We start from the raw sequence: 21,174 nt of genomic DNA, 5'->3' as shown, positions 1-21,174 counted from the left end.
TTCGACGAAAAAAATCGTAGCGCTGCGAAAACGATCTGAGTATGCTCGCTTCATGGCAATTTCGCAGCGCTACGATTTTACCGTCGCGCACATTGATCAAGGCTCAGCTCATGTCCGACAAGCACAAGAATATCGACCAACTGCGCAGCCAGCGATGGTTCGCCCCCGACACCATCCGTGCCTTTGCCCACCGTCAGCGCCTGCAGCAGATCGGCCTGCGCCGCGAGGAGTTCATGGGCAAGCCGGTGATCGCCATCCTCAATACCTGGAGCGAGATGTCGCCCTGCCATTCGCACCTGCGTGAGCGCGCCGAAGCGGTCAAGCGCGGTGTCTGGGCCGCAGGCGGCTTCCCGGTGGAACTGCCGGTGCAGTCGGTGGGGGAGGTGATGGTCAAGCCGACCACCATGCTCTACCGCAACCTCTTGGCCATGGAAACCGAAGAGCTGCTGCGCTCGTTGCCGATCGATGGCGCCGTGTTGCTGGGCGGCTGCGACAAATCCACCCCGGGGCTGCTGATGGGGGCGCTGAGCATGGACTTGCCGGTGCTCTATTGCCCTGCAGGGCCGATGTCCAACGGCCAGTGGCGCGGGGTCAAGACCGGCGCCGGCACCCACACCAAGAAGTACTGGGACGAGCGCCGCCTGGGCCTGATCGACACCGTCGCCTGGGAGGAGCTGGAAGGCGCCATGACCCGTTCGATCGGCACCTGCAATACCGTCGGCACCGCCTCGACCATGACCAGCATCGCCGACGCCATGGGCTTCACCTTGCCCGGCGCCTCGAGCATTCCTGCGGCTGACGGCGCCCACCCGCGCATGGCCTCGCAGTGTGGCTCGACCATCGTCGACCTGGTCTGGCGTGACCGGCGCCCCTCGACCTGGTTCACCGACCGGCACGTCGCCAATGGCGTGGCGGTGTACATGGCCATGGGCGGCTCGACCAACGCGGCGATCCACCTGATCGCCATCGCCCGCCGCGCCGGCATCGACCTGACCCTGGATACGCTGGCCGCGGCCGCCGCGCAGATCCCGGTGCTGCTCAACCTGTTCCCGTCCGGCACGGCGCTGATGGAGGACTACCACTTCGCCGGTGGCCTGCGCGCGCTGATGCGCAAGATCACCCCGCACCTGCACCTCGACTGCCAGGGTGCGACCGGCCAGAGCTGGGACAGCCTGCTCGCCGATGCGCCGTGTTATGACGACGACATCATTCGCCCGCTCGACAACCCGGTGGTCAGCCTCGAGCAAGGTGCGACGCTGGCCCTGTTGCGCGGCAACCTGTGCCCCGACGGCGCGGTGATGAAGTCTTCCGCCGCCGACCCTCGGCTGCGCCGCCACAGTGGCCCGGCGCTGGTATTCGATGACCACGAAACCCTCAGCCGGATGATCGACGACCCGGCCCTGGAGGTCACCGCCGACACCGTGCTGATCCTGCGCAACGCCGGGCCGGTCGGGGCGCCGGGCATGCCTGAGTGGGGCAACCTGCCGATTCCCAAACGCTTGCTCGAGGCGGGTGTGCGCGACTTGCTGCGCATCTCCGACTCGCGCATGAGCGGCACCCACTATGGCAGCTGCGTGCTTCACGTGGCGCCCGAAGCCGCTGTCGGCGGGCCGCTGGCACTGGTGCGCACTGGCGACATCATCGACCTGGACGTCGCTGCCGGCACGCTGAACATGCGTGTCAGCGATGACGAGCTGGCCCTGCGCCGTGCCGCGCACACGCCCCAGCACAAGGTCTACGGCCGCTCATTCGCGGCCCTCTACCAGCAGCATGTCACCCAGGCCAACGAAGGCTGCGACTTCGATTTCCTGCAGGCCGGCGAAGCCGTGCCCGAGCCACCCATTCACTGACCCTTGCCTTGGACACCGGACTGATGCTCGTACTCAACGATCCCTCATTGCTCAAACAACACGCGTTTATCGACGGCCAGTGGGTCAGCGCCGACTCTGGCGAAACCTTTGCCGTGACCAACCCGGCCACCGGTGAAACGCTCGCGCACATCCCGCAGATGGGCGCCGCCGAAGCAGAACGCGCGGTGCTCGCCGCGCACCGCGCCTTCAAACAGTGGAAGCGCCAGACCGCCAAAGCCCGCGCCGAGCTGTTGCAGCGCTGGTATGCCCTGATGCTCGAGCACCTGGAAGATCTCGCCCGCTTGCTCACTGCCGAGCAAGGCAAGCCGCTGGCAGAAGCCCGCGGTGAACTGAGCAACGGCATGTCGTTCGTGCAGTGGTTCGCCGAAGAAGCCAAGCGCGTCTACGGCGACACGGTCCCGCAGCCTTCGGCCGACAAACGCATCATGGTCACCAAGGAGCCGATTGGTGTCGCAGCGGCCATCACGCCGTGGAACTTCCCCCACGCGATGATCACCCGCAAGGTCGCCCCGGCACTCGCCGCGGGTTGCCCGATGGTGCTCCGCCCGGCCAGCCAGACCCCGCTGTCGGCGCTGGCCCTGGCGGCACTGGCCGAGCGCGCCGGCATCCCGGCCGGCGTGTTCAGCGTGGTCACCGGCAGCGCCACGCAGATCGGCAGCGTGCTGACCGGCCACCCGCTGGTGCGCAAGTTCAGCTTCACCGGCTCCACCCCGGTGGGCAAGCTGCTGATCGCCCAGTGTGCAGACACCGTCAAGAAGGTCTCGATGGAGCTGGGCGGCAACGCGCCGTTCATTGTCTTCGATGACGCCGACCTCGACCTGGCCGTGGAAGGCGCGATGCTGTCGAAGTTCCGCAACGCCGGGCAGACCTGCGTCTGCGCCAACCGCATCTATGTGCAGGACGGTATCTACGACCAGTTCGCCGAGAAGCTCGCCAGCGCCGCCCGTGCCTTGGCGCTTGGCAACGGCGCCGAGGCTGGCGTGACCCAAGGGCCGATGATCGACGAAGCGGCGGTGCGCAAGGTCGAGGAGCACATCAGCGATGCCCTGGAAAAAGGCGCCCGGCTGATTGCCGGCGGCCAACGCCACGCGCTGGGTGGCAGCTTCTTCGAGCCAACCGTGCTCACCGAGGTCACGGCGCAGATGAAGGTCGCCCACGAGGAAACCTTCGGCCCGCTGGCGCCCCTGTTCCGCTTCAGCAGTGAAACGCAGGTGGTCGAGTGGGCCAATGCCACCGAGTTTGGCCTGGCCAGCTACTTCTATACCCGCGATATCGGCCGGGTACTGCGCGTCAGCGAAGACCTGGAATACGGCATGGTGGGGGTCAACACGGCGGCGATCGCCAACGAGATGGCGCCGTTTGGCGGGGTCAAGCAATCGGGCCTTGGCCGCGAAGGCTCGCGTTATGGCATCGAAGACTACCTGGAGATCAAGTACGTCTGCCTGGGCGGCGTCGACCGCTGAAGTACGGCAGCTTGCGGATCAGCCTGAGAAGCGTGCGCAGCATTGAGTGGATTTTTCATTTTCCAATGTGGCGGTGCTTTTTCTGGCGCTGGGGGCTGCTGCGCAGCCCATCGCAGGCGAGCCAGCTCCTACAGGTGGGCGTAGTCCGCATGAACGGCGTGGTCCTTGTAGGAGCGGGCTTGCCCGCGAAGAGGCCGGCATTGTCACGACCCCGGAAACGGTTGCGGCCGCTGGGTTTTCATAACTCTAAAAATAAATGAGGTAGTTTCCGATTCTCGCTCGGCCTGTGAATAAGGCCGGAATACAGGCCAGTTTGCCGATTCCCTTCCAAGGAGCGAAACATGAGTGGGTCCCCCGTTTCACAACGTCGTCCATTGAGCCGTGCGGTTCACGCTGCCGTCCTCGGCTTGGTTGTCAGCAGCCATGCGCTGCCGTCACTGGCGCAGCCTTCGCCTGCCGAACACAGCAGCCACGTCCAGCAATGGAGCATTCCCGCCGGGGCGCTGGCGCCGGCGCTCGACCGCTTTGCACGTGAGGCCGGCATCAGCCTGTCCTTCGAGGCGTCGAGCGTGGAAAACCGCACGACGCGCGGCGTGAACGGGACGTTCGACACCCCGACGGCATTGGCCTCGCTGGTGCAGGGGAGCGATTTGCAGGTCGAGCAGCAAAGCCCGGCGGCTTTCTTGCTGGTCCCGCTGAAAAAGCCTGACGGCCCGCTCGAAATCGGGGCGACCGAGGACTACCGCCTCGCACCGCTGATCATCAATGCCAAGGTCAAGGTCAATGCCGGCGACGACACCCAGTCGGTGGTCGCCCAAGAGCTCTGGGTCGGCGGCAAGGTGGCGACCAGCATCCTCAACACGCCCGCTTCCGTGTCCGTGGTGACCCGCAAGGAGCTCGAGCAACGCAGCGTCAGCACCACCGAAGAGGCGCTGCAGTACACCCCGGGTGTGGTCAGCGACTTTTATGGCTCGGACGACCGCAACGACTACTTCCAGATCCGCGGCTTCCAGGCCACCACCTACCGCGACGGCCTGACCCTGAGCTCGATGCGCGGTGTGCGCGAAGACCCGTTTGCCTATGAGCGCATCGAGATCCTGCGCGGTGCCAACTCCACGCTGTTCGGCCCGGCAGACCCGGGTGGCTCGGTGAACTTCGTGACCAAGCAGCCGCGCTTCGAGCAGTTCGGCCAGGGCTACGTGACCTACGGCTCGTACAACCACCGCGAAACCGGCATCGACGTCGGCGATGCGCTGAACGACAACCAGACCGTGGCTGGCCGCCTGACGGCCAAGCTGCAGAACAGCGACCGCGAGTACGAGCACTCGCAGGACGACGACCGCTTCATCATGGGCGGCCTGACCTGGGCGCCCACCGACTACACCTCCGCCACGGTGATCCTGGATTACCTCAAGAGCAACAGCTCGCCCAACAGCGGCGGCTATCCGCTGGACAAGGAATACGACCGCAGCGACTTCTATGGTGAGCCCAGCTACAACTATCACGATGTCGAGCGCACCAGCCTCAGCGGCAACATCACCCATGATTTCGACAACGGCTTCGTGCTGCGCAGCAACCTGCGCTACAGCGAGCTGACGGATGACTATGGCTACGTCTACCTGAGCGATTCCGCTTCACGTGTCGGCACCACCATCCCTCGCTACCTGCTGGGTACGGAAAGCGACGCCAACCAGTTCAACGGCAACCTGATGCTGCAATACGATGCGCGCTTCGAGCACATCGACAGCAGCACCCTGGTCGGCGTGGAGTACCTCGACTCCTCGACCAAGGAAAGCTCGGTCTACGACCTGGTGTCCTCGATCGACATTGCCAACCCGGTATTCACCGGCGTTCCCGGCACGCTCGCCCCGTATACCGAGAAGAAGAACGACGTCTCGACCAAGGCCGTGTTCCTCCAGCAGAACCTGTCGTTCTTCGAGCGCTACATCGTCACCGCCGGCGTGCGCAACGACTCGATGGACCTGACCAGCAAGGGCTACAACCTGTTCTCCAGCCCGGTGCAGATCGATGACAAGGACCACTTCTCCGCAACCTCCTACCGCGGGGCGCTGACCTACATCGTCTCCGATGAGGTGTCGACCTATGTGAGCATGGTGGAGTCCGTCTCGCCGCCCCAGGTCGGCGTGACGCCGCAGACCGGCAGGCAGTACGAAGTGGGCGTCAAGTATGCACCGATGGGGATGGATGCCCTGTTCTCGGCCTCGGTGTACGACCTGACCCAGGAAAACGTCAGCATCGCCGTGGTACTGCCGAGCGGCATCATCGAGCAGCAGACCGTGGGCGAGTCGCGGGCCCGCGGCCTCGACCTGGAGGCCAAGGCGCAGGTGACCCAGAACCTCAGCCTGATCGGCGGCTATTCGTATATGAAGTCCGACGTCATTCGCGGCACGTTGTATGACGGCAGCTCGCTCAAGGGTAATGAGTTCACCACGGCGCCGAACCACACCGCGTCGTTGTGGAGCTACTACAGCGTACCGGGCACTGACGTCAGCGTTGGCCTGGGTGCGCGCTACGTCGGCGCGTATTACATGGATGCCGCCAACACCAAGAAAACCGAGGGCACCACGCTGTTCGACGCGGCGTTCAACTACCAGATCGCCAAGGGTACCGACCTGGCGGTGAACGTCAGCAACCTGTTCGATGAACAGCACGTGGTCGGTTCGGGGACTGCCAACTATTACAACCCGGGCCGCGAGATTACGGCCAAGGTCAGTTATAACTGGTAAAAAAAAGGGGCCTGCGGATGATATCCGCAGGCCCCTTTTCTGGTATTGGATCAGCGGATTTCGCGCAGGAACTCCGAGACCTTCTTCAGGCCTTCCTGCAGCACTTCGGTGTTGTTGGCATAGCCAATCCGCACGTAGCCTTCGATATCCAGCGCGCTGCCGGGCGTGAACATCACGCCTTTGGCATCCAGCAGGCGAACGCAGAAATCACGCGAGGACATGTCGGCGTCGATCTTCAGCAAGGCAGTGGTGCCGGCTTTGGGCTTGACGTACGAAACCTTGGGCTCGGCGGCGACCCAGGCATCGAGGATGGCCAGGTTGGTGCGGGTCAGGGCGTGGTTGCGCGCGAGGATCTTGTCGCGGTTTTCCAGGGCAATGGCGGCGAAGTGATCATCGAGCATGCCCACGCTGATGGTGTTGTAGTCACGGTGGATCGAGACGGCGTGGATCAGCTCGACCGGCGCCACGATCCAGCCCAGGCGCAAGCCTGCCAGCGAATAGGTCTTGGACATGCTGGCGGTGCTGATGCCTTTCTCATAAAGGTCAGCGATCGAAACGGTGAAACCGCTGCCGACCTGGTCAGTGCCCCGATAGACTTCGTCACAGAGGATCCAGGCATCCACCGAACGTGCGATCTCGACGATCTGCTCCAGCAACTCACGGTCCATGAGCGAACCGGTCGGGTTGTTCGGGTTGTTCAGGGCGATCAGCTTGGTGTCCTGGCGGACCATGGCGCGCAGTTCTGCCAGGTCTGGCAGGAACGCATTCTCTTCGCGCAGGCGCAGGATCGAGACATCGGCACCGTAGCTTTCAGGGATCGAGTAGTGCTGCTGATAGGTCGGCCCAACCGAAATCACGTGGTCGCCCGGCTCGACCAGGGTTTCATGCACCAGGGCATTCGCGCCGATCGCGCCGTGGGTGATGATGACGTTCTCGTTGGCCTGCTGGTCGTAGAGCGAGGCGACGACGCTGCGCAAGCGATCCGACCCCTCGATGGCGCCGTAGGTCATCTTCATCGGCAGCAGTTCTGCCAGGATGGTGTCTTTCTTGCCGGCGAACTCAAGCAGTTGATCGAGGGTGATGGACTCGACGCAGGTCTCGGCCAGGTTGTACTTGCACTTGGTTTCGTAGGCGTTCATCCAGATTTCTACGCCGAATTCTTTGATCTTCATGGTGCGCTCTTATGGTTTTATCAGGAGGGAGGGAAAGCGTCAGTTCAGGGAGTCGCTTGCGTCACGTAGTGCAGGCACCGGCGTGGTCCGCGACTTGTACAGCTGGGTGGCGTAATAACCACCGTAACACAGGGCAATAAAGGGCACGCTGACGTACAACGCGATGCGTTGCTCAGGATCGAAGCCGATACCGACGCAGGCGCCGAGACAACAGATCAGCGCCACGATAGGCACCCATGGGTACCAGCGAACCTTGTAGCTGAGCTGCTCGAGCGTGCCGCCGTTACGCAGGAAGTCCCGACGGAACAGGATCTGGCAGACGGCGATGCTGATCCACACCGCGACGATGGCAAAACCTGCGATGGACACCAGCAGCAGGTAGATGGTTTGCGGCGCCCACACGCTGCTCAGCAACGCTGCGATACCACCGACCATGCTGAACAGGATGGCGTTGACCGGGGTGCCACGGCGGGTCAGCCGGGAGAACATGCGCGGAAGCTGGCCTTGGTCGCCCAGGGTCCACAACATCCTCGCCGCCGCGTACAGCCCCGAGTTTGCGGCCGACACCAGCGAGGTGATGATCACGAAGTTCATGATGTCGGCGGCATAAGGAATACCGATCCGGCTGAACACCGTCACGAACGGGCTTTCAGTCAGGCCTGCCTGCTCGCGGGGCAGGAGCAGGCAGATCACCAGGATCGTGCCGATGAAGAACAGCACCAGCCGCAGCACGGTGGCGCGCAGGGCGCGAGGAATGTTGCGCTGTGGGTCTTGGGTCTCGCCAGCGGCAATACCGATGACTTCAGTGCCGGCGAACGCGAATGCGACGGCGAGCAACGCCAGCCCGATGGAGCCAAAGCCGGTGGGGAACCAGCCTTCTCGCGTGAAGTTGGCGAACCCGGTGGTGCTCGGATCGGCCCCGGCAATCACGCCGCTGACGGCCAGGCCGCCAACGATGATGAAGACTACGACGGTGATGACCTTGATCAACGACAGCCAGAATTCGGTTTCGGCGAACGCACGTACCGAAAACAGGTTGTTCACGGTAATGACCCCGCCCAGCAGCGCCGCCCAGAACCACACCGGCACCCCAGGGAACCAGCGCTCCAGCAACACCCCTGCGCCCAGCAGCTCCGAGCCGATCGCCACGGCCCAGCTCAACCAGTACAGCCATGCCACGGTGTAGCCCGTCGCCGGCCCGATGTAGCGGGTCGCGTAGTGGCTGAAAGAGCCCGTTTCAGGCATCTGCACCGCCAACTCGCCGAGGCAGCACATGACGCAGTAAATCATGATGGCGCCCACCGCGTAGGCAATCACCGCGCCGAGTGGGCCTGCCTGGCTGACAGTGAAGCCGGACGCCAGGAACAACCCAGTGCCGATGGTGCCGCCGATGGCCAACATGACCAGGTGACGCGCCTGCATGTCCTTGCGGAATTCATGCTTTCGCGGTGGACGCTCTAGGGGACTTGTCATTGTTTTTATCTCACGCTTGCGTTGTTGCGGTGGGGCGCCAGGTCGATCAGCCGGGCCGCTACCTGTCGGCCTGGACGCATGGTCTTACATGTGGAAACATTTATAGCCTAAAAGTCTCCCGTGGACAATCCTTCCATTTAAAGGTAAAAAATGTTCCTGACGAACGCAGGGGTGCCCCCGGGCCAGCGCTGCGTATCAGTACATTTCTAATAAATATCAATGCCTTAAGGAATTTACACGATGACAATTGAACGCCTGCACACCGATGCCCGCATGAGCCTGATCGTGAAACATCAGGGCACCGTCTATCTGTCGGGCGAGGTTGCCAATGATTTCGAGGCGGGCGTCGAGCAGCAAACCCGCGAAACCTTCCAGAACATCGAGCGCCTGCTCGACCAGGCGGGCACAGACAAGACGCGCATCCTGTCTGCAACCATCTACCTCAAGGACATCGATGCAGACTTCGCCGGCATGAACCGCGTATGGGACCAGTGGCTGCCGCAGGGCTGCGCCCCGGCGCGCGCCACCTTGCAGGCCAAGCTGTGCGAGCCAGGCATCCTGGTCGAGATTTCGATCATTGCGGCACTGCCGGCCTGATCGGCCGAGGCTGTTGATTGCTGTCATCGAGGCTGCAGCGGCTGGTCAGCCAGTTTCGACGTTCGATGCACTACCCAGGGCAGCGCAGAGGCCCAGGGTAGGGCGGTGGATAAAATATCTACTGTAGAACTTGCAGGGGGCGATGGTTATCATCCGTCGCCACCACCGCGCTCCACACAGCAACAGCAGAGGTTTACGTGAATTCCAGCAGAATATGGACGGCCGCACTGATCGTGATCACCGCGGTCTGGGGGTGGAGCTTTGTCGCCAAGCAGCAAGCCTTGCATGGCATCAGCGCGTCTGCGCTGAACGCCTGTATTTTCATCGTTGGCGCGCTCGTGTTGTTACCCTTCGCCGTGAAAAAGTTGCCTGGGCTGTCTGCCAAGGACTGGCTGGCGGGCATTCTCGCCGGGGTCGTGCTGTTCATTGCCTTTGCTTTTCAGACCAGTGGGCTGGGCCATACGACGCCATCAAACGCGGGGTTCATTACCGGGTTGTCGGTTGTCCTCACACCGTTGTTCCTGTTCTTGATCAGCGCTGAAAAGCCATTGGCCAAGCAAGCGCTCGGCGCGGTGGTGGCGTTGCTTGGGCTCGGGTTTCTCAGTTTGAATGGAGACAGTATCCGTGCCGGCGACCTGTTGATCCTCGGCTGTGCGGTGTTCTTCGCGCTGCATATCGTTGTCCTGGCCAAGACCCGGTTTGGCTCGACCTCCCTGGTGCTTGCCTTCATCCAGCTCTTGACCGTGGGGGTGTTGTCGTTGATCTGGAGCGTCACGGCGGGTGAGTTCTCACTCCCCGGCACACCGTCGGCGATCACCACCACGCTGATCATCGCCGTGCTCGGCACGGCGCTGGCCTACCTCGTCCAGACCCGCGCCCAGGCGGTACTGCCGGCGCAGAAGGTGGCACTGCTGTTGGTCTGTGAGCCGATTTTCGCTGCGTGCTTCGGCTACCTCTTGGCAGGCGACAGGTTCACGCTATTGAACATGGTCGGTGCGTTGATGATCGTGTTGGGGATGCTGATCAGCGAACTACGCTTGCCCAGGCGTCGGCGCTCGAACGTGATGACCGTCGCGGACTGAGGCGCGCAGCGATAGACGCCGCCCTCTCGGGTCGCTGCGACGTCGCGGCTAGGCCGGTTGGCGCAGGGCCTTGAGGTATTTGTAAACGGTGGCACGCCCCATGTTCAACACATTGGCGACATAGTCGGCGCCGCTTCGCCCTTCAAAAGCACCTTCGTAGTAGAGCGCTTCAACCAATTCCCGTTTGTGTCTCATGTTCAACGTATTCAACGAAAGTTGGCGTTCCCTTAACCATGCGTGGAGAAAGGTGTTGATCCGCTCTTGCCAGTCATCCTTGAACAGGGCATCGGGCTGAGGAATGAGGCGGCTCACCTGGAAAAACGCATCCAGCGCTGCGCGTGCCTGCTCCAGCACCGAAAAATTGAGGTTGATGCACAACAGGAATTGCGCTTCGCCAGCGGGGCCTTTGAGGACGGCGGTGATTGAACGAATGTTCTGCCCGTTCCAGTTGAGCTTCTCGTAGGGGCCAAGGCTGGAGACGCTGGAAATATCGCCAGGGAGCTCATCGAGCGCTGAATCGTCGCCGAGTTTACGCTTGGAGAAATTATTCGCGATATGCACGACGGTGCGGCTGCTCACCTCATGCAGGATGACTTCCGCATGCGGGAAAAGCAGGGTGGCGATGCTGTCGGCAACGGTCTTGTAGTTATCCAGACTGGGCATAGAGGCGCGCGACGTCCTTGTTGACGGGGGGACGGTTTGTTTTGCGGTGGTGCAGGCGACAGGCGTAGGGTCCGTCGCTGTGCGCACCCCAGCACGCCAGCGGCCGAGCAGGCTATGTACGTAAATTCCATACTGGACTTTCTACCTGCCTTGAGCAAGCGTGTTTCTGCAACAGTCCCCGCGTCGCGGTGTTGTTGACAGCCCTGACGGCCTCGACGGCTAAGCGGGAGTGCAACGCAAAAAAGGCATGGAGTACAAATGTGCTCCATGCCTTTATTGCGCTCAGCGGGTTAGCAGTGGGGGGCGCTCAGCGCACTTGCTGGCTCATGGCAGCAGGCGTGGACGCTTCAGGGCTGCGGGCGCACAGGCTGATCAATACGAAACTGACGATGCTCGTGCCCAGGCCAAAGAAGATCGGCGTGTTGGCGTCCATGCCGTCCTACCACAGGAAGAACAACGTGACCAGTGCACTCAGGCCCATGCTGACGAGGGCCGCGGTGGTGCTCGAGCGCTTCCAGTAGATCGCCCCTACCAGCGGCACCATCATGCAGCCGACCAGCAGGTTGTAGGCAACGGTGAGCGGCTTGAACACATCGTCCAGCACCAGCGACAGCGCCAGGGTCACCAGGCCCGCCACCAGGGTTGCGATCCGGTTGGTGTTGAGGCTGGAGGGCTGCTTGCGCACCGCGGGCAGGATGTCCTGAGCAATCGTCGACGCGGCGGCCATCATCGCCGCACTGGCGGTCGACATCAGGGCGGCGAGGGCCGCAGCCACCACCAGGCCACGGATGCCGTCCGGCAGGCTGGCCTGGACGATCTTGGCGAATGCGTCGTTGACGTTGTCGAGTTCCGGGATGAACACCCGTCCGGCCATCCCGATCAGGGCCCCGCAAATCCCGTACAGCACGCAATACAGGCCGGCAGCAGCGCCGGCATACTTGGCCACGCCGACACTGCGCGCGGTGAATACGCGCTGCCAGATATCCTGGCCAATCATGATGCCGAGGAAGTAGTTGAGGAAGTAACCGATCAGCAGCGGCCAGCCAATGTTGATCATCGACAAGTGCGTCTCGGGCAACGCACTGACCATGGCGTCCCAGCCGCCTGCCTGGTTGATCGAGAGCGGCATCAGCAGGAACATGATGCCCACGGTCATGATGATGAACTGGACGATGTCGGTCAGGGTGATCGACCACATGCCGCCGAGGGTGGAGTAGATGACGACGATACCGCCCCCGAGCAGCACGCCCATCCAGAAACCGATGCCGAAAATACCGTTGAGAATGGTCGCGGTCGCAACGATCGAGACCACGGCCACCATCAACGCATAGACGACCATGATCAATGAGCTGCTGAACCGCGCGGCCGGGTTGTAGCGCCGCTCGAGCAGTTCAGTCACGGTGAACAGCTTCAGGTTGAGCAGGTGCTTGGACAGAAACAGGCTGATCACCATGATGCCCAGGCCCATCATGGTGCAGAACCACAGCCCTGAAAGGCCGTAGACGTAACCCAGGCGTACGGTGCCCAGCGTCGAGGCACCGCCGAGGATCACCGTGGACAAGGTGGCGGCATACATGGAGGGGCCGAGATTGCGTCCGGCCACCAGATAGTCTTCGCGGGTCTTGGCCCGGTGCATGGCGAACCAGCCGATGGCGAGCATGGCCAGGGCATAGATCACTACCGTTATCAGATCGATTGTCATTGTTGTAATCCTGATGCTGGCCTTCGTTTCGAAGGCGAGTGACTCCCTCAGGGCGCGATGTGCGCCCCGAAGGCCAGTGGGGTGGGAAGGCGAAAAAGACCGCGGATCAGTTACTCGAGATTGATCCAGGTCGCTTTCAGCTCGCTGTATTTGTCGAAGGCATGCAGCGACTTGTCGCGGCCGTTGCCGGACTGCTTGAAGCCGCCAAACGGCGCGGTCATGTCGCCGACATCGTACTGGTTGACCCAGACGCTGCCTGCGCGCAGCGCCTTGGCTACCCGGTGCGCTCGGCCCAGATGGGTGGTCCACAGGCCTGCCGCGAGGCCGTATTCGCTGTCGTTGGCCATGGCAATCGCTTCGCGTTCATCGGCAAAGGTCAGCACGCTCAGTACCGGGCCGAAAATTTCTTCCCGGGAGATGCGCATCGCACTGCTGACGCCGTCGAAAATGGTCGGCATGACGTAGGTGCCGCCCGTTTCGGCCAAGGTCTGCACGCCGCCATAGCTCAGCTGCGCGCCTTCGTTCTTGCCGATCTGCACGTACTCGAGGATCTTCTCCATCTGCTGGTGATCGACGATGGCTCCGACACGGGTCTGCGGGTCCAGGGGATGACCGGGCTGCCAGGCCTCCAGTGCCTGCCGGACCTTGGCCAGCAACTGATCCTTGACCGACGCGTCAACCAGCAAGCGCGAGCCCGCCGTACACACCTCGCCCTGGTTGAATGCGATACCGGCGGCGACGGACTCGGCGGCACGGTCCAGGTCGGCATCGGCGAAGACGATGTGCGGGCTCTTTCCGCCGGCTTCCAGCCAGACACGCTTCATGTTGGACTGGCCCGAAGCTTCCAGCAGCACCTTGGCCACGCCCGTGGAGCCGGTGAACGCCAGTACGTCGATATCCGGGTGCAGGGAGAGGGCTTTGCCGACGCTGTGACCGAAGCCTGGCAGCACGTTGAACACGCCATCCGGGATGCCCGCCTGTTTCGCCAAGGCGGCGATGCGAATGGCGGTCAGCGGCGACTTTTCCGAGGGTTTGAGGATCACCGAGTTGCCCATGGCCAACGCCGGGGCAATCTTCCAGCAGGCCATTTGCAGCGGGAAATTCCACGGCACGATAGCGGCGACCACGCCTGCCGCTTCGCGGGTGATCAGGCCAAGCTGATTGGCGGGGATGGGCGCGATTTCACCGTAGACCTTGTCGATGGCTTCGGCGGTCCAGTCGATGCACTCCCAGGAGCCGGGAATGTCCAGGGCCAGCGAGTCGCTGATCGGCTTGCCCATGTCCAGGGTTTCCAAGAGCGCGAGCTCTTCGGCATGTGCCTCGATCAAGCGGGCGAAGCGCTGCAAGGTCTTCTTGCGCTCGGCGGGCGCCAGTTGGCTCCACTCACCGCTGTCGAAGGCGCGTCGGGCGCTGGCCACGGCCAGCTCGACATCGGCCTGGTCGCAGCTGGCGACCTGGGTCAGCAAGCGGCCGTCGATCGGGCTGTGACAGGCGAATTGCTGACCACCCTCGGCATCACGGTACTCGCCATTCACGAATGCACGGCCTTCGAATTTCAAGGCACTGGCTTTGCGTTGCCATTCACTTAACGACATTGGAACTCCTATTGTTCAGAAAGACGGGTGTGCTTACGGTGCAGTCGCGAACGGCGCTGTTTCACAGACTTCAATCAGGGTCGGCACGCGGCTTTGCCCGGCTTCGACCAGCAGCCTGGCGAGGTCCTGATGATCCGTTGCACGGGCGGCCTGCCAACCGAAGCCCTGGGCGATGGTCTTGAATTCGGGGGTGTAGATATCGACGCCGAGCGGTTCCACATCACGGCGCACCATCGCCGTCTTGATTTCGCCATAGCCGTTGTTGTTCCACAGCAAGACGATGATCGGTGCATTGGCTTCGACGGCGCTGCTCATCTCGCCCAAGGTGAACTGCAGGCCGCCGTCGCCGATCAGGCAGACCACCGGCGACTGCGGGTCGGCGATCTTGGCGCCGATCGCGGCGGGCAACGCATAACCCAGCGTGCCGTAACCTGTGGAGGCGTTGAACCAGCGGCGCGGGCCGTCCAGCTCGACCAGGTGGTTGCCGGTGTAGACCGTTTGCGTGGAGTCGCCGACATAGCGGGCATTGGGCAAGGCCTGGGTGATGACGTCGAACAGGCGCGAGTAATCCGCCCAGCCTTGCAGATCCTGGCTGACCTGTTTGCGCACGCCTGCGGCGCGTTGGGCACCCACGCTGTCATGGCTGAGGACGCTGAGCGGCAACTGCTCGAGCAGCGCATCGATCGCCAGCTCGGCATCTGCTGGCAGGGCGAGGGTGGGCACGAAATTGCGATTGAGCTGGGCCGGGTCGACGTCGATACGGATGAGCGTGCCGTTCAGCTTGAAGCCGCCATCGAACACCACGTCGTAGTCGGTCTCTGCCAGTTCGGTACCGATGGCGAGAATCACATCGGCTTCGGCGGCCAGCTTGCGCACCGGAACGAGTGACTGGTTGCTGCCGAGAGCCAGCGGATGGCCGTCGGGCAAGATGCCCTTGGCGTTGATCGTGCACGCGGTAGGTGCATCCAGGGCTGCCGCCAGCAGGCGCACTTTTTCGAAGGCTGCCTGGCAGCCGCCGCCGACCAGCAGCAGTGGTCGCTCTGCCTTGAGCAGCAGCTCGGCGGCCGCGCTGATCAACTCCGGATCAGGCGCAAGCCGGCCCTGGCGCGGCAGCTCGAGGATCGGCAGGTGGCTGGCATCACTCTCGATCAGGTCCAGCGGTATTTCGATATGCACCGGTTGTGGGCGGCCACTCCTGAACAGGCTGAAGGCTTGCAGCAGGATCTGAGGCAGTTGCTCGAGGCTCAGTACGGTATGGCTGAACGCGGTGACACCGGCAATCAGATTGCGTTGGCTGGGCAGCTCATGCAGGTAGCCGTTGCCCAGCCCCAGTCGGCTGCGCTCGTTGACGCTGGAAATCACCAGGATCGGTATCGAGTCGGCATAGGCTTGCCCCAGTGCGGTGGCAATGTTGGTCATGCCGGGGCCGGTAATGCAGAAGCACACACCGGGTTTTCCGGTCACTCGGGCATAGCCGTCGGCCATGAAGCCGATGCCTTGTTCATGGCGGGGAGTGACGTGGCGAATACGGCTTTTGGGCAAGCCACGGTACAGGCCGATGGTATGCACACCGGGAATGCCGAACACGGTGTCGACGCTCCAGGCCTGCAGTTGATTGACCAGGTACTCTGCACAGGTAGTCATTTGAATCTCCATTAGAAAAACCGCACCAACGGCCAAGCGTCAGTGGTGAATCTGGGCCAGGAACGCGCGCGCACGGGGGCTTTGCGGCGCCTCGAAAAATGTCTTGGGGGCAGCGGTTTCAACGATCCGGCCAGCGTCCATGAACACCACCCGGTCAGCGACCTTGCGGGCGAAGTCCATCTCATGGGTCACGCACAACATGGTCATGCCGTCTTTCGCCAGGCCGGTCATCACCTCCAGCACCTCGCCGACCATTTCCGGGTCCAGCGCCGAAGTCGGCTCGTCGAACAGCATCACTTTCGGGCTCATGCACAACGCCCGGGCGATGGCCACGCGTTGTTGCTGGCCGCCAGACAGCTGGCACGGCTTTTTGTGGGCATGGGCACCGATGTGGACGCGGTTCAGGTAGCCCTGGGCCAGTGCCTCGGCGGCATCGCGCGACAGCCCGCGGACTTTCATCGGCGCCAGGGTGCAGTTGTCGAGCACCGACAGGTGCGGGAACAGGTTGAAGTTCTGGAACACCATGCCCACTTCGCGCCGGGCGAACTGGCTGCCCTGGCTTTTGCTGATGTCCTGGCCCTCGACGATGATCGTCCCGCTGTCGTGCGGTGCCAGCCGGTTGATGCAGCGGATCAGGGTCGACTTGCCAGAGCCGGAGGGCCCGCAGATGACGATCTTCTCGCCCGCTTGCACGGTCATGTCGATGTCCTGGAGGACATGGAAGTCGCCATAGCGTTTGTTGACGTGGTGGAGCAGGATCATTTCGCTCATGCTGACCTCCTCATACCCGCCGCAGGCGGGCCATGGTGCGTTGAACAAAACTCACGCGGTTGATTTCTGCCGTCGGTGCATCCCAGGCCAGGCGCCTCTCCAGCCGTTTTTGCAGGCCGCTCAGCGTGTAGACCATGACCAGGTAGTAGACCAACGCCACCGCGTAGTACTCGGAGAACTGGAACGTGGTGGAGACCGTTTGCGAGGTGACCGCCATCAGCTCCTGCAGCGAAATCACCGAGGCCAGCGAGGTGATTTTCAGCAGGGTGATGAACTCGTTGGCCGTCGGCGGGATACCAATGCGCGCCGCTTGCGGCAGGATCACATGGCGCAGGGTGTGCCAGCGCGAGAGCCCCAGCGCATGCCCGGCGCTGTACTGCCCCGGATCGATCGCCTTGAGTGCCGCCCGGTTGATCTCCACCTGGTACGCCGCTTCGTTGAGGCTGAGGGCGATCCAGGCGGCGATGAACGGGGTGAACCACGCTTGCTGCAGGACTGGGAAGAACTGCGGCAGGGCGTTCCATACGAACAGCAGTTGCAACAGCGTCGGCGCCCCGCGGAACACGCTCAGTACCGAGCGCAGGGCGGTCCGCCAGAGTCTCGGCGGGCCGTCCAGCGCCAACGCGGCAGGGATCGACAAGGCAATCCCGACCGAATGCGACAACAGCGCCAGCGCCAGGGTGATGCACGCGCCCTTGAAGAATGCGTACGAAGTCAGGGCACTGAGGAAAACCTGGAAGTCGAACTGCATGGCCAATACTCCTGGACGTCGAAGTTACGGGTTCAGTTGTTCCACGCTGACGCTGGGCAACTTCCACTTCTCGGCGATGACCTTCATCTCGCCTTGGCTGCGCAGTGCTGCCAGCGCTTGCTCAAGCGCCTTGCGGTTACCCTCGATCGGGCGGATGTAGACGCCGAAAATCTGCTTCTCCGGGAAGGTGTACAGGGTCTGCAACTGACCTGGGTTCAACAGGTCGCGGTAGGCGTACTCGGTCGCCTGGGAGATCGACGCGACTGCGCGGCCGAGCAGCAACTGCTGAATGGCATCGCTCTGCTTGGGGTAGGTCTGCACGGTCGCTTGAGGTTTGCCGGCGGCCGCGAGGTGAGCGTTCAGCTCATTCATGATCTTGACGTTGTTGGTGCCGGACTGAATGGCCACGACCTGGCCACTGAGGTCATCCAGGTGGGTCATCTTGAATGTGGACTTGCTCGATCCGATGACTACGTTGGAGGTTGCCAGGTAGCCCACCGCCTGCAGCTTCTGGGTCCGTTCCGGTGTGATCAAGGTCCCGCTGATCACGGCATCACAGCGGTTGGCCTCAAGCCCTGGGAGCAGTCCGGTGAACTCGGTTACGAAGAAACCTGGGCGCACCTCCCAATGTTTGGCCAGGGCGCGCACCATGTCGGCATCGAACCCGACGGGCTCTTTGTCGCCGGCTTTCTCGAAAAACTCCAGGGGCGGGAATGAGGGGTCCGAACAGACTTTGAACTCACCGTCGGCGATGAAATCGGGCTTGACCGTTTCATCGGCATAAGCGCTGTTGAGGCCACCGACAAGGGCGAAAATGGACAGAGCAAGTGTGAGGCTGCGCATGGATGTTTCCTCTGAGTTCGCAAGCCCGCTGCCCGTGTGGGCACCGGGTAATCTGGGCAGATTTGAAGAGATGCAGGCTTTTCAGCGACCGATGTGGCGCATTATTGTTTTTTGAGCATCCAGACTCAGGGTGTGCGGTGACGGCAGGCCAAAGGCGCCTTTGGGGCCATACACCTCACGGGGTTCGGGGCAGATCACCAGCAACGTCCAGTACAGGGCTGCGGACAGCAGCAGGGACACCGGCAGGCTGATATCGATATCACCGGCCAGGCCTGCCAACGGTCCGACGAACTGACCGGGGATGTTGACGAAGCACAGGCCGATGACTGCGCTAGGGATCCAGGCGCCCAGGCCACGCCAGTTCCAGCCGTTATGGAACCAGTAGGCACCGCCGCGAAGTCCTCGGGTGAACACCTGCAGGTCGTCAGCGTGGTAGAAACCCCGGCGCACGATCAGGCCCAGTCCCAACACCACCATCCACGGCGTGGTACAGGTGACGATCAGCACGGCAAAGGTGGAAACGCTCTGCACCAGGTTGAAGCCGAAGCGCCCGATGAAGATGAATGCCACCGCCACCAGGCCAATCACCAGGGTGGCCTTGGCGCGGGTGAAGATGTTCGGTACCAGGCTGGACATGTCCAGGCCGACCCCATACAGCGAGGCAGTGCCGGTGGAGAACCCGCCGATAAAGGCGATCATTGCCAGCGGCAGGAAGTACCACCCCGGCGCAACGGCCAGCAGCCCGCCGATGTAGTTGTTGTCGGCCATGTACTGCGGCGCATGCTCGGCGACGATACAGGCCGTGGCCAGGCCGAACAGGAAGGGAGACAGGGTCGCCAGCTGGGCGAGGATGGTCGCGCCGATGATGCGGTACTTAGGCGTCGTGTCAGGGATGTAGCGTGCCCAGTCACCGATCGAGGCGCCGAACGAGATCGGGTTGCTCATGGCCAGCAGGGTAGAGCCGATGAAGGCCGGCCAGAAGGTGTCAGGATTGACCAGCGACACGGTCCCGGCGAAGTCGGCATTGAAGGTGTCCTTGAAGGCGAAGATGCCCACGAAGAACAGGATCGTCGCGCTCCAGACCGCGATCTTGTTGACCCACAGCATGAACTGAAAGCCGTAGATGCAGATCACCAGCACCAGCAAGGCAAAGAAGGCATAGATCATCGCCAGCACCCCATCGGACTCAGGCAGGCCGATCAGCCGATGCAGTGCCCCCAGCAACGCATCGCCGGCGCTCCAGACACCGATGGAGAAGAACGCGATCGCCACCAGTAGCGCCAGGAACGATCCCACGACACGGCCATGAACGCCAAAGTGGGCGCCGGATGAAACGGCATTGTTGGTGCCATTGATCGGCCCCAGCAGCGACACCGGCGAGAGAATGATCGAGCCCAGCAAAACGCCCAGCACAATGGACGCGGCGCCGGCCCAGAAGGACAGCCCGAACAGGACCGGGAATGCCCCCAGCATGCAGGTGGCGAAGGTGTTGGCCCCGCCGAAGATCATGCGGAAGAGGTCGAACGGCGTGGCGCATCGCTCATGATCGGGAATGCGTTCAACGCCAAAGGTCTCGATCCGGGTCAGCGAGACGTGTTTGTCCTGTTGATGCGACATAGGTCACCTCAAAGTGTAAGGGCAGATGTTTTGAACAGGCGCTGTTACGGCTCTGCGGCCGCTGCGCGTCTTGCGGTCAAAAAGGCAGTATCAAAAGGGTCTTGCCTTCGAACGCGGGTGCAAAAACATCCAGCACTGAGGTGTCAGGTCGTTCATCGGGTGCCTTTTATTGTTGTACATGGCATGGGTTTTCCTGAATGGAAGGGGAGCGCCAGGCGCTCCCCGACAGCGGCTATCGGTGGATGACGCCCGGCAGCACACAGAGCATTTCGTAGAGCAGGTTGGCGCCCAGCAGGGAGGTGTTGCCGGTCAGGTCGTAGGGCGGCGAAACCTCCACCACGTCACAGCCGACCAGGTCCAGGCCGTCACAGCCGCGGATGATCTCCATCGCCTGGATGGTGGTCAGGCCGCCGATTTCCGGGGTGCCGGTCCCCGGTGCCCAGGCAGGGTCGATGCCATCGATGTCGAACGACAGGTAGACCGGCCCACCGCCGACTTTCTCGCGGACCTCCTCCATCAGCGGGGTCAGCGATTTGTGCCAGCACTCCTCGGCCTGGACCACGCGAAAACCCTGCTTGCGGCACCAGTTGAAGTCTTCGGCGGTGTAGCCCTGGGCGCGCAGGCCGATCTGCACCACGCGATCACAGTCGAGCAGGCCTTCTTCCACCGCCCGGCGGAAGGTGGTGCCGTGGGCGAGTTTTTCGCCGAATTGCTCATCGTTGACGTCGGCATGCGCGTCGATGTGCACCAGGCCGACCTTGCCATGCTTTCTGTGAATGGCGCGCAGGATCGGCAGGGTGATGGTGTGGTCGCCACCCAACGTCATCGGGATGATGTCGTGCTCCAGGTAGCCGTGGTACGCCTCTTCGATGATCTTCACGGCGGCCGGCAGGTTGAACGTGTTGATCGCCACGTCACCGATATCGGCGATGCTCAAGGAGTCGAAGGGCGCCGCACCGGTGGCCATGTTGTAGGGGCGAATCATCACCGATTCGGCGCGAATCGAGCGCGGGCCAAAGCGGGTGCCGGCGCGCAGCGAGGTACCGATATCCAGCGGCACACCAATGAAGGCTACATCCAGCCCTTCAGGCGTTGGCAAATGGGGCAGGCGCAGCATCGTGGCGATGCCGCCGAAGCGCGGCATCTCGTTACCGCTGAGCGGTTGGTGAAAAGTCTTGGTCAT

Annotated in this window: 15 protein-coding genes and 1 pseudogene; 5 read left to right on the top strand and 11 right to left on the bottom strand. The window is 62.6% G+C overall.

Annotated elements, in window-relative coordinates:
• The first annotated feature begins 110 nt into the window (after window positions 1–110).
• From CCOS865_RS15730 to CCOS865_RS15720, 3 genes are all read left to right on the top strand, one after another.
• Window positions 111–1,850 carry a 6-deoxy-6-sulfo-D-gluconate dehydratase gene (locus CCOS865_RS15730; RefSeq protein ID WP_119142429.1) on the top strand — a complete coding sequence of 580 codons (1,740 nt, stop codon included), beginning with the start codon at window positions 111–113 and terminating at the stop codon, window positions 1,848–1,850.
• A 23-nt stretch (window positions 1,851–1,873) separates the two neighbouring features.
• Window positions 1,874–3,334 carry a 3-sulfolactaldehyde dehydrogenase gene (locus CCOS865_RS15725; protein ID WP_119142427.1) on the top strand — a complete coding sequence of 487 codons (1,461 nt, stop codon included), beginning with the start codon at window positions 1,874–1,876 and terminating at the stop codon, window positions 3,332–3,334.
• A gap of 341 nt (window positions 3,335–3,675) precedes the next feature.
• Window positions 3,676–6,081 (top strand): TonB-dependent siderophore receptor, encoded by a 2,406-nt coding sequence (locus CCOS865_RS15720; RefSeq protein WP_119142425.1) that lies wholly within the window; start codon window positions 3,676–3,678, stop codon window positions 6,079–6,081.
• A gap of 50 nt (window positions 6,082–6,131) precedes the next feature.
• Here CCOS865_RS15720 and CCOS865_RS15715 read toward each other — a convergent pair whose 3' ends face one another.
• Window positions 6,132–7,253, bottom strand: a complete 1,122-nt coding sequence (locus tag CCOS865_RS15715) for an aminotransferase (protein ID WP_119142423.1) — start codon at window positions 7,251–7,253, stop codon at window positions 6,132–6,134.
• A 39-nt stretch (window positions 7,254–7,292) separates the two neighbouring features.
• Entirely contained in the window at window positions 7,293–8,726 is a 1,434-nt protein-coding gene (locus CCOS865_RS15710) for an amino acid permease (protein WP_244216126.1), read from the bottom strand.
• A 240-nt stretch (window positions 8,727–8,966) separates the two neighbouring features.
• Here CCOS865_RS15710 and CCOS865_RS15705 point away from each other — a divergent pair, with 240 nt between their 5' ends.
• On the top strand, window positions 8,967–9,323 hold the full coding sequence (locus tag CCOS865_RS15705) for a RidA family protein (RefSeq protein WP_119142419.1): 357 nt from the start codon (window positions 8,967–8,969) through the stop codon (window positions 9,321–9,323).
• 233 nt (window positions 9,324–9,556) lie between these two features.
• The gene (locus CCOS865_RS15700; RefSeq protein ID WP_208644539.1) at window positions 9,557–10,405 is read left to right on the top strand and encodes a DMT family transporter; all 849 of its coding nucleotides are present in this window, start codon (window positions 9,557–9,559) and stop codon (window positions 10,403–10,405) included.
• A 48-nt stretch (window positions 10,406–10,453) separates the two neighbouring features.
• Here CCOS865_RS15700 and CCOS865_RS15695 read toward each other — a convergent pair whose 3' ends face one another.
• The 9 genes and pseudogenes from CCOS865_RS15695 to speB form a co-directional block, all read right to left on the bottom strand.
• Window positions 10,454–11,068 carry a helix-turn-helix transcriptional regulator gene (locus CCOS865_RS15695; protein WP_119142415.1) on the bottom strand — a complete coding sequence of 205 codons (615 nt, stop codon included), beginning with the start codon at window positions 11,066–11,068 and terminating at the stop codon, window positions 10,454–10,456.
• A 307-nt stretch (window positions 11,069–11,375) separates the two neighbouring features.
• A pseudogene (locus CCOS865_RS15690) lies at window positions 11,376–12,770 on the bottom strand (sodium:solute symporter family protein).
• A gap of 110 nt (window positions 12,771–12,880) precedes the next feature.
• Entirely contained in the window at window positions 12,881–14,365 is a 1,485-nt protein-coding gene (locus CCOS865_RS15685) for an aldehyde dehydrogenase (RefSeq protein ID WP_119142413.1), read from the bottom strand.
• A gap of 33 nt (window positions 14,366–14,398) precedes the next feature.
• Window positions 14,399–16,009, bottom strand: coding sequence for a 5-guanidino-2-oxopentanoate decarboxylase (locus CCOS865_RS15680; RefSeq protein WP_119142411.1), 1,611 nt, complete (start codon window positions 16,007–16,009; stop codon window positions 14,399–14,401).
• A 39-nt stretch (window positions 16,010–16,048) separates the two neighbouring features.
• Complete coding sequence (locus CCOS865_RS15675) at window positions 16,049–16,780, bottom strand: amino acid ABC transporter ATP-binding protein (protein ID WP_119142409.1); 732 nt, start codon at window positions 16,778–16,780, stop codon at window positions 16,049–16,051.
• 10 nt (window positions 16,781–16,790) lie between these two features.
• The gene (locus CCOS865_RS15670; protein ID WP_119142407.1) at window positions 16,791–17,531 is read right to left on the bottom strand and encodes an amino acid ABC transporter permease; all 741 of its coding nucleotides are present in this window, start codon (window positions 17,529–17,531) and stop codon (window positions 16,791–16,793) included.
• A gap of 24 nt (window positions 17,532–17,555) precedes the next feature.
• Window positions 17,556–18,374 (bottom strand): transporter substrate-binding domain-containing protein, encoded by an 819-nt coding sequence (locus CCOS865_RS15665; RefSeq protein WP_119142405.1) that lies wholly within the window; start codon window positions 18,372–18,374, stop codon window positions 17,556–17,558.
• An 81-nt stretch (window positions 18,375–18,455) separates the two neighbouring features.
• Window positions 18,456–19,991, bottom strand: a complete 1,536-nt coding sequence (locus tag CCOS865_RS15660) for a purine-cytosine permease family protein (RefSeq protein WP_119142403.1) — start codon at window positions 19,989–19,991, stop codon at window positions 18,456–18,458.
• A gap of 232 nt (window positions 19,992–20,223) precedes the next feature.
• Window positions 20,224–21,174 (bottom strand): agmatinase, encoded by a 951-nt coding sequence (gene speB, locus CCOS865_RS15655; RefSeq protein ID WP_119142401.1) that lies wholly within the window; start codon window positions 21,172–21,174, stop codon window positions 20,224–20,226.

Origin of the sequence: Pseudomonas reidholzensis, assembly GCF_900536025.1 — a bacterium.
Classification (GTDB): Bacteria; Pseudomonadota; Gammaproteobacteria; order Pseudomonadales; family Pseudomonadaceae; genus Aquipseudomonas; species Aquipseudomonas reidholzensis.
Note: the sequence above shows the minus strand (reverse complement) of the source record. Positions and strands in the feature narration are given on the sequence as shown.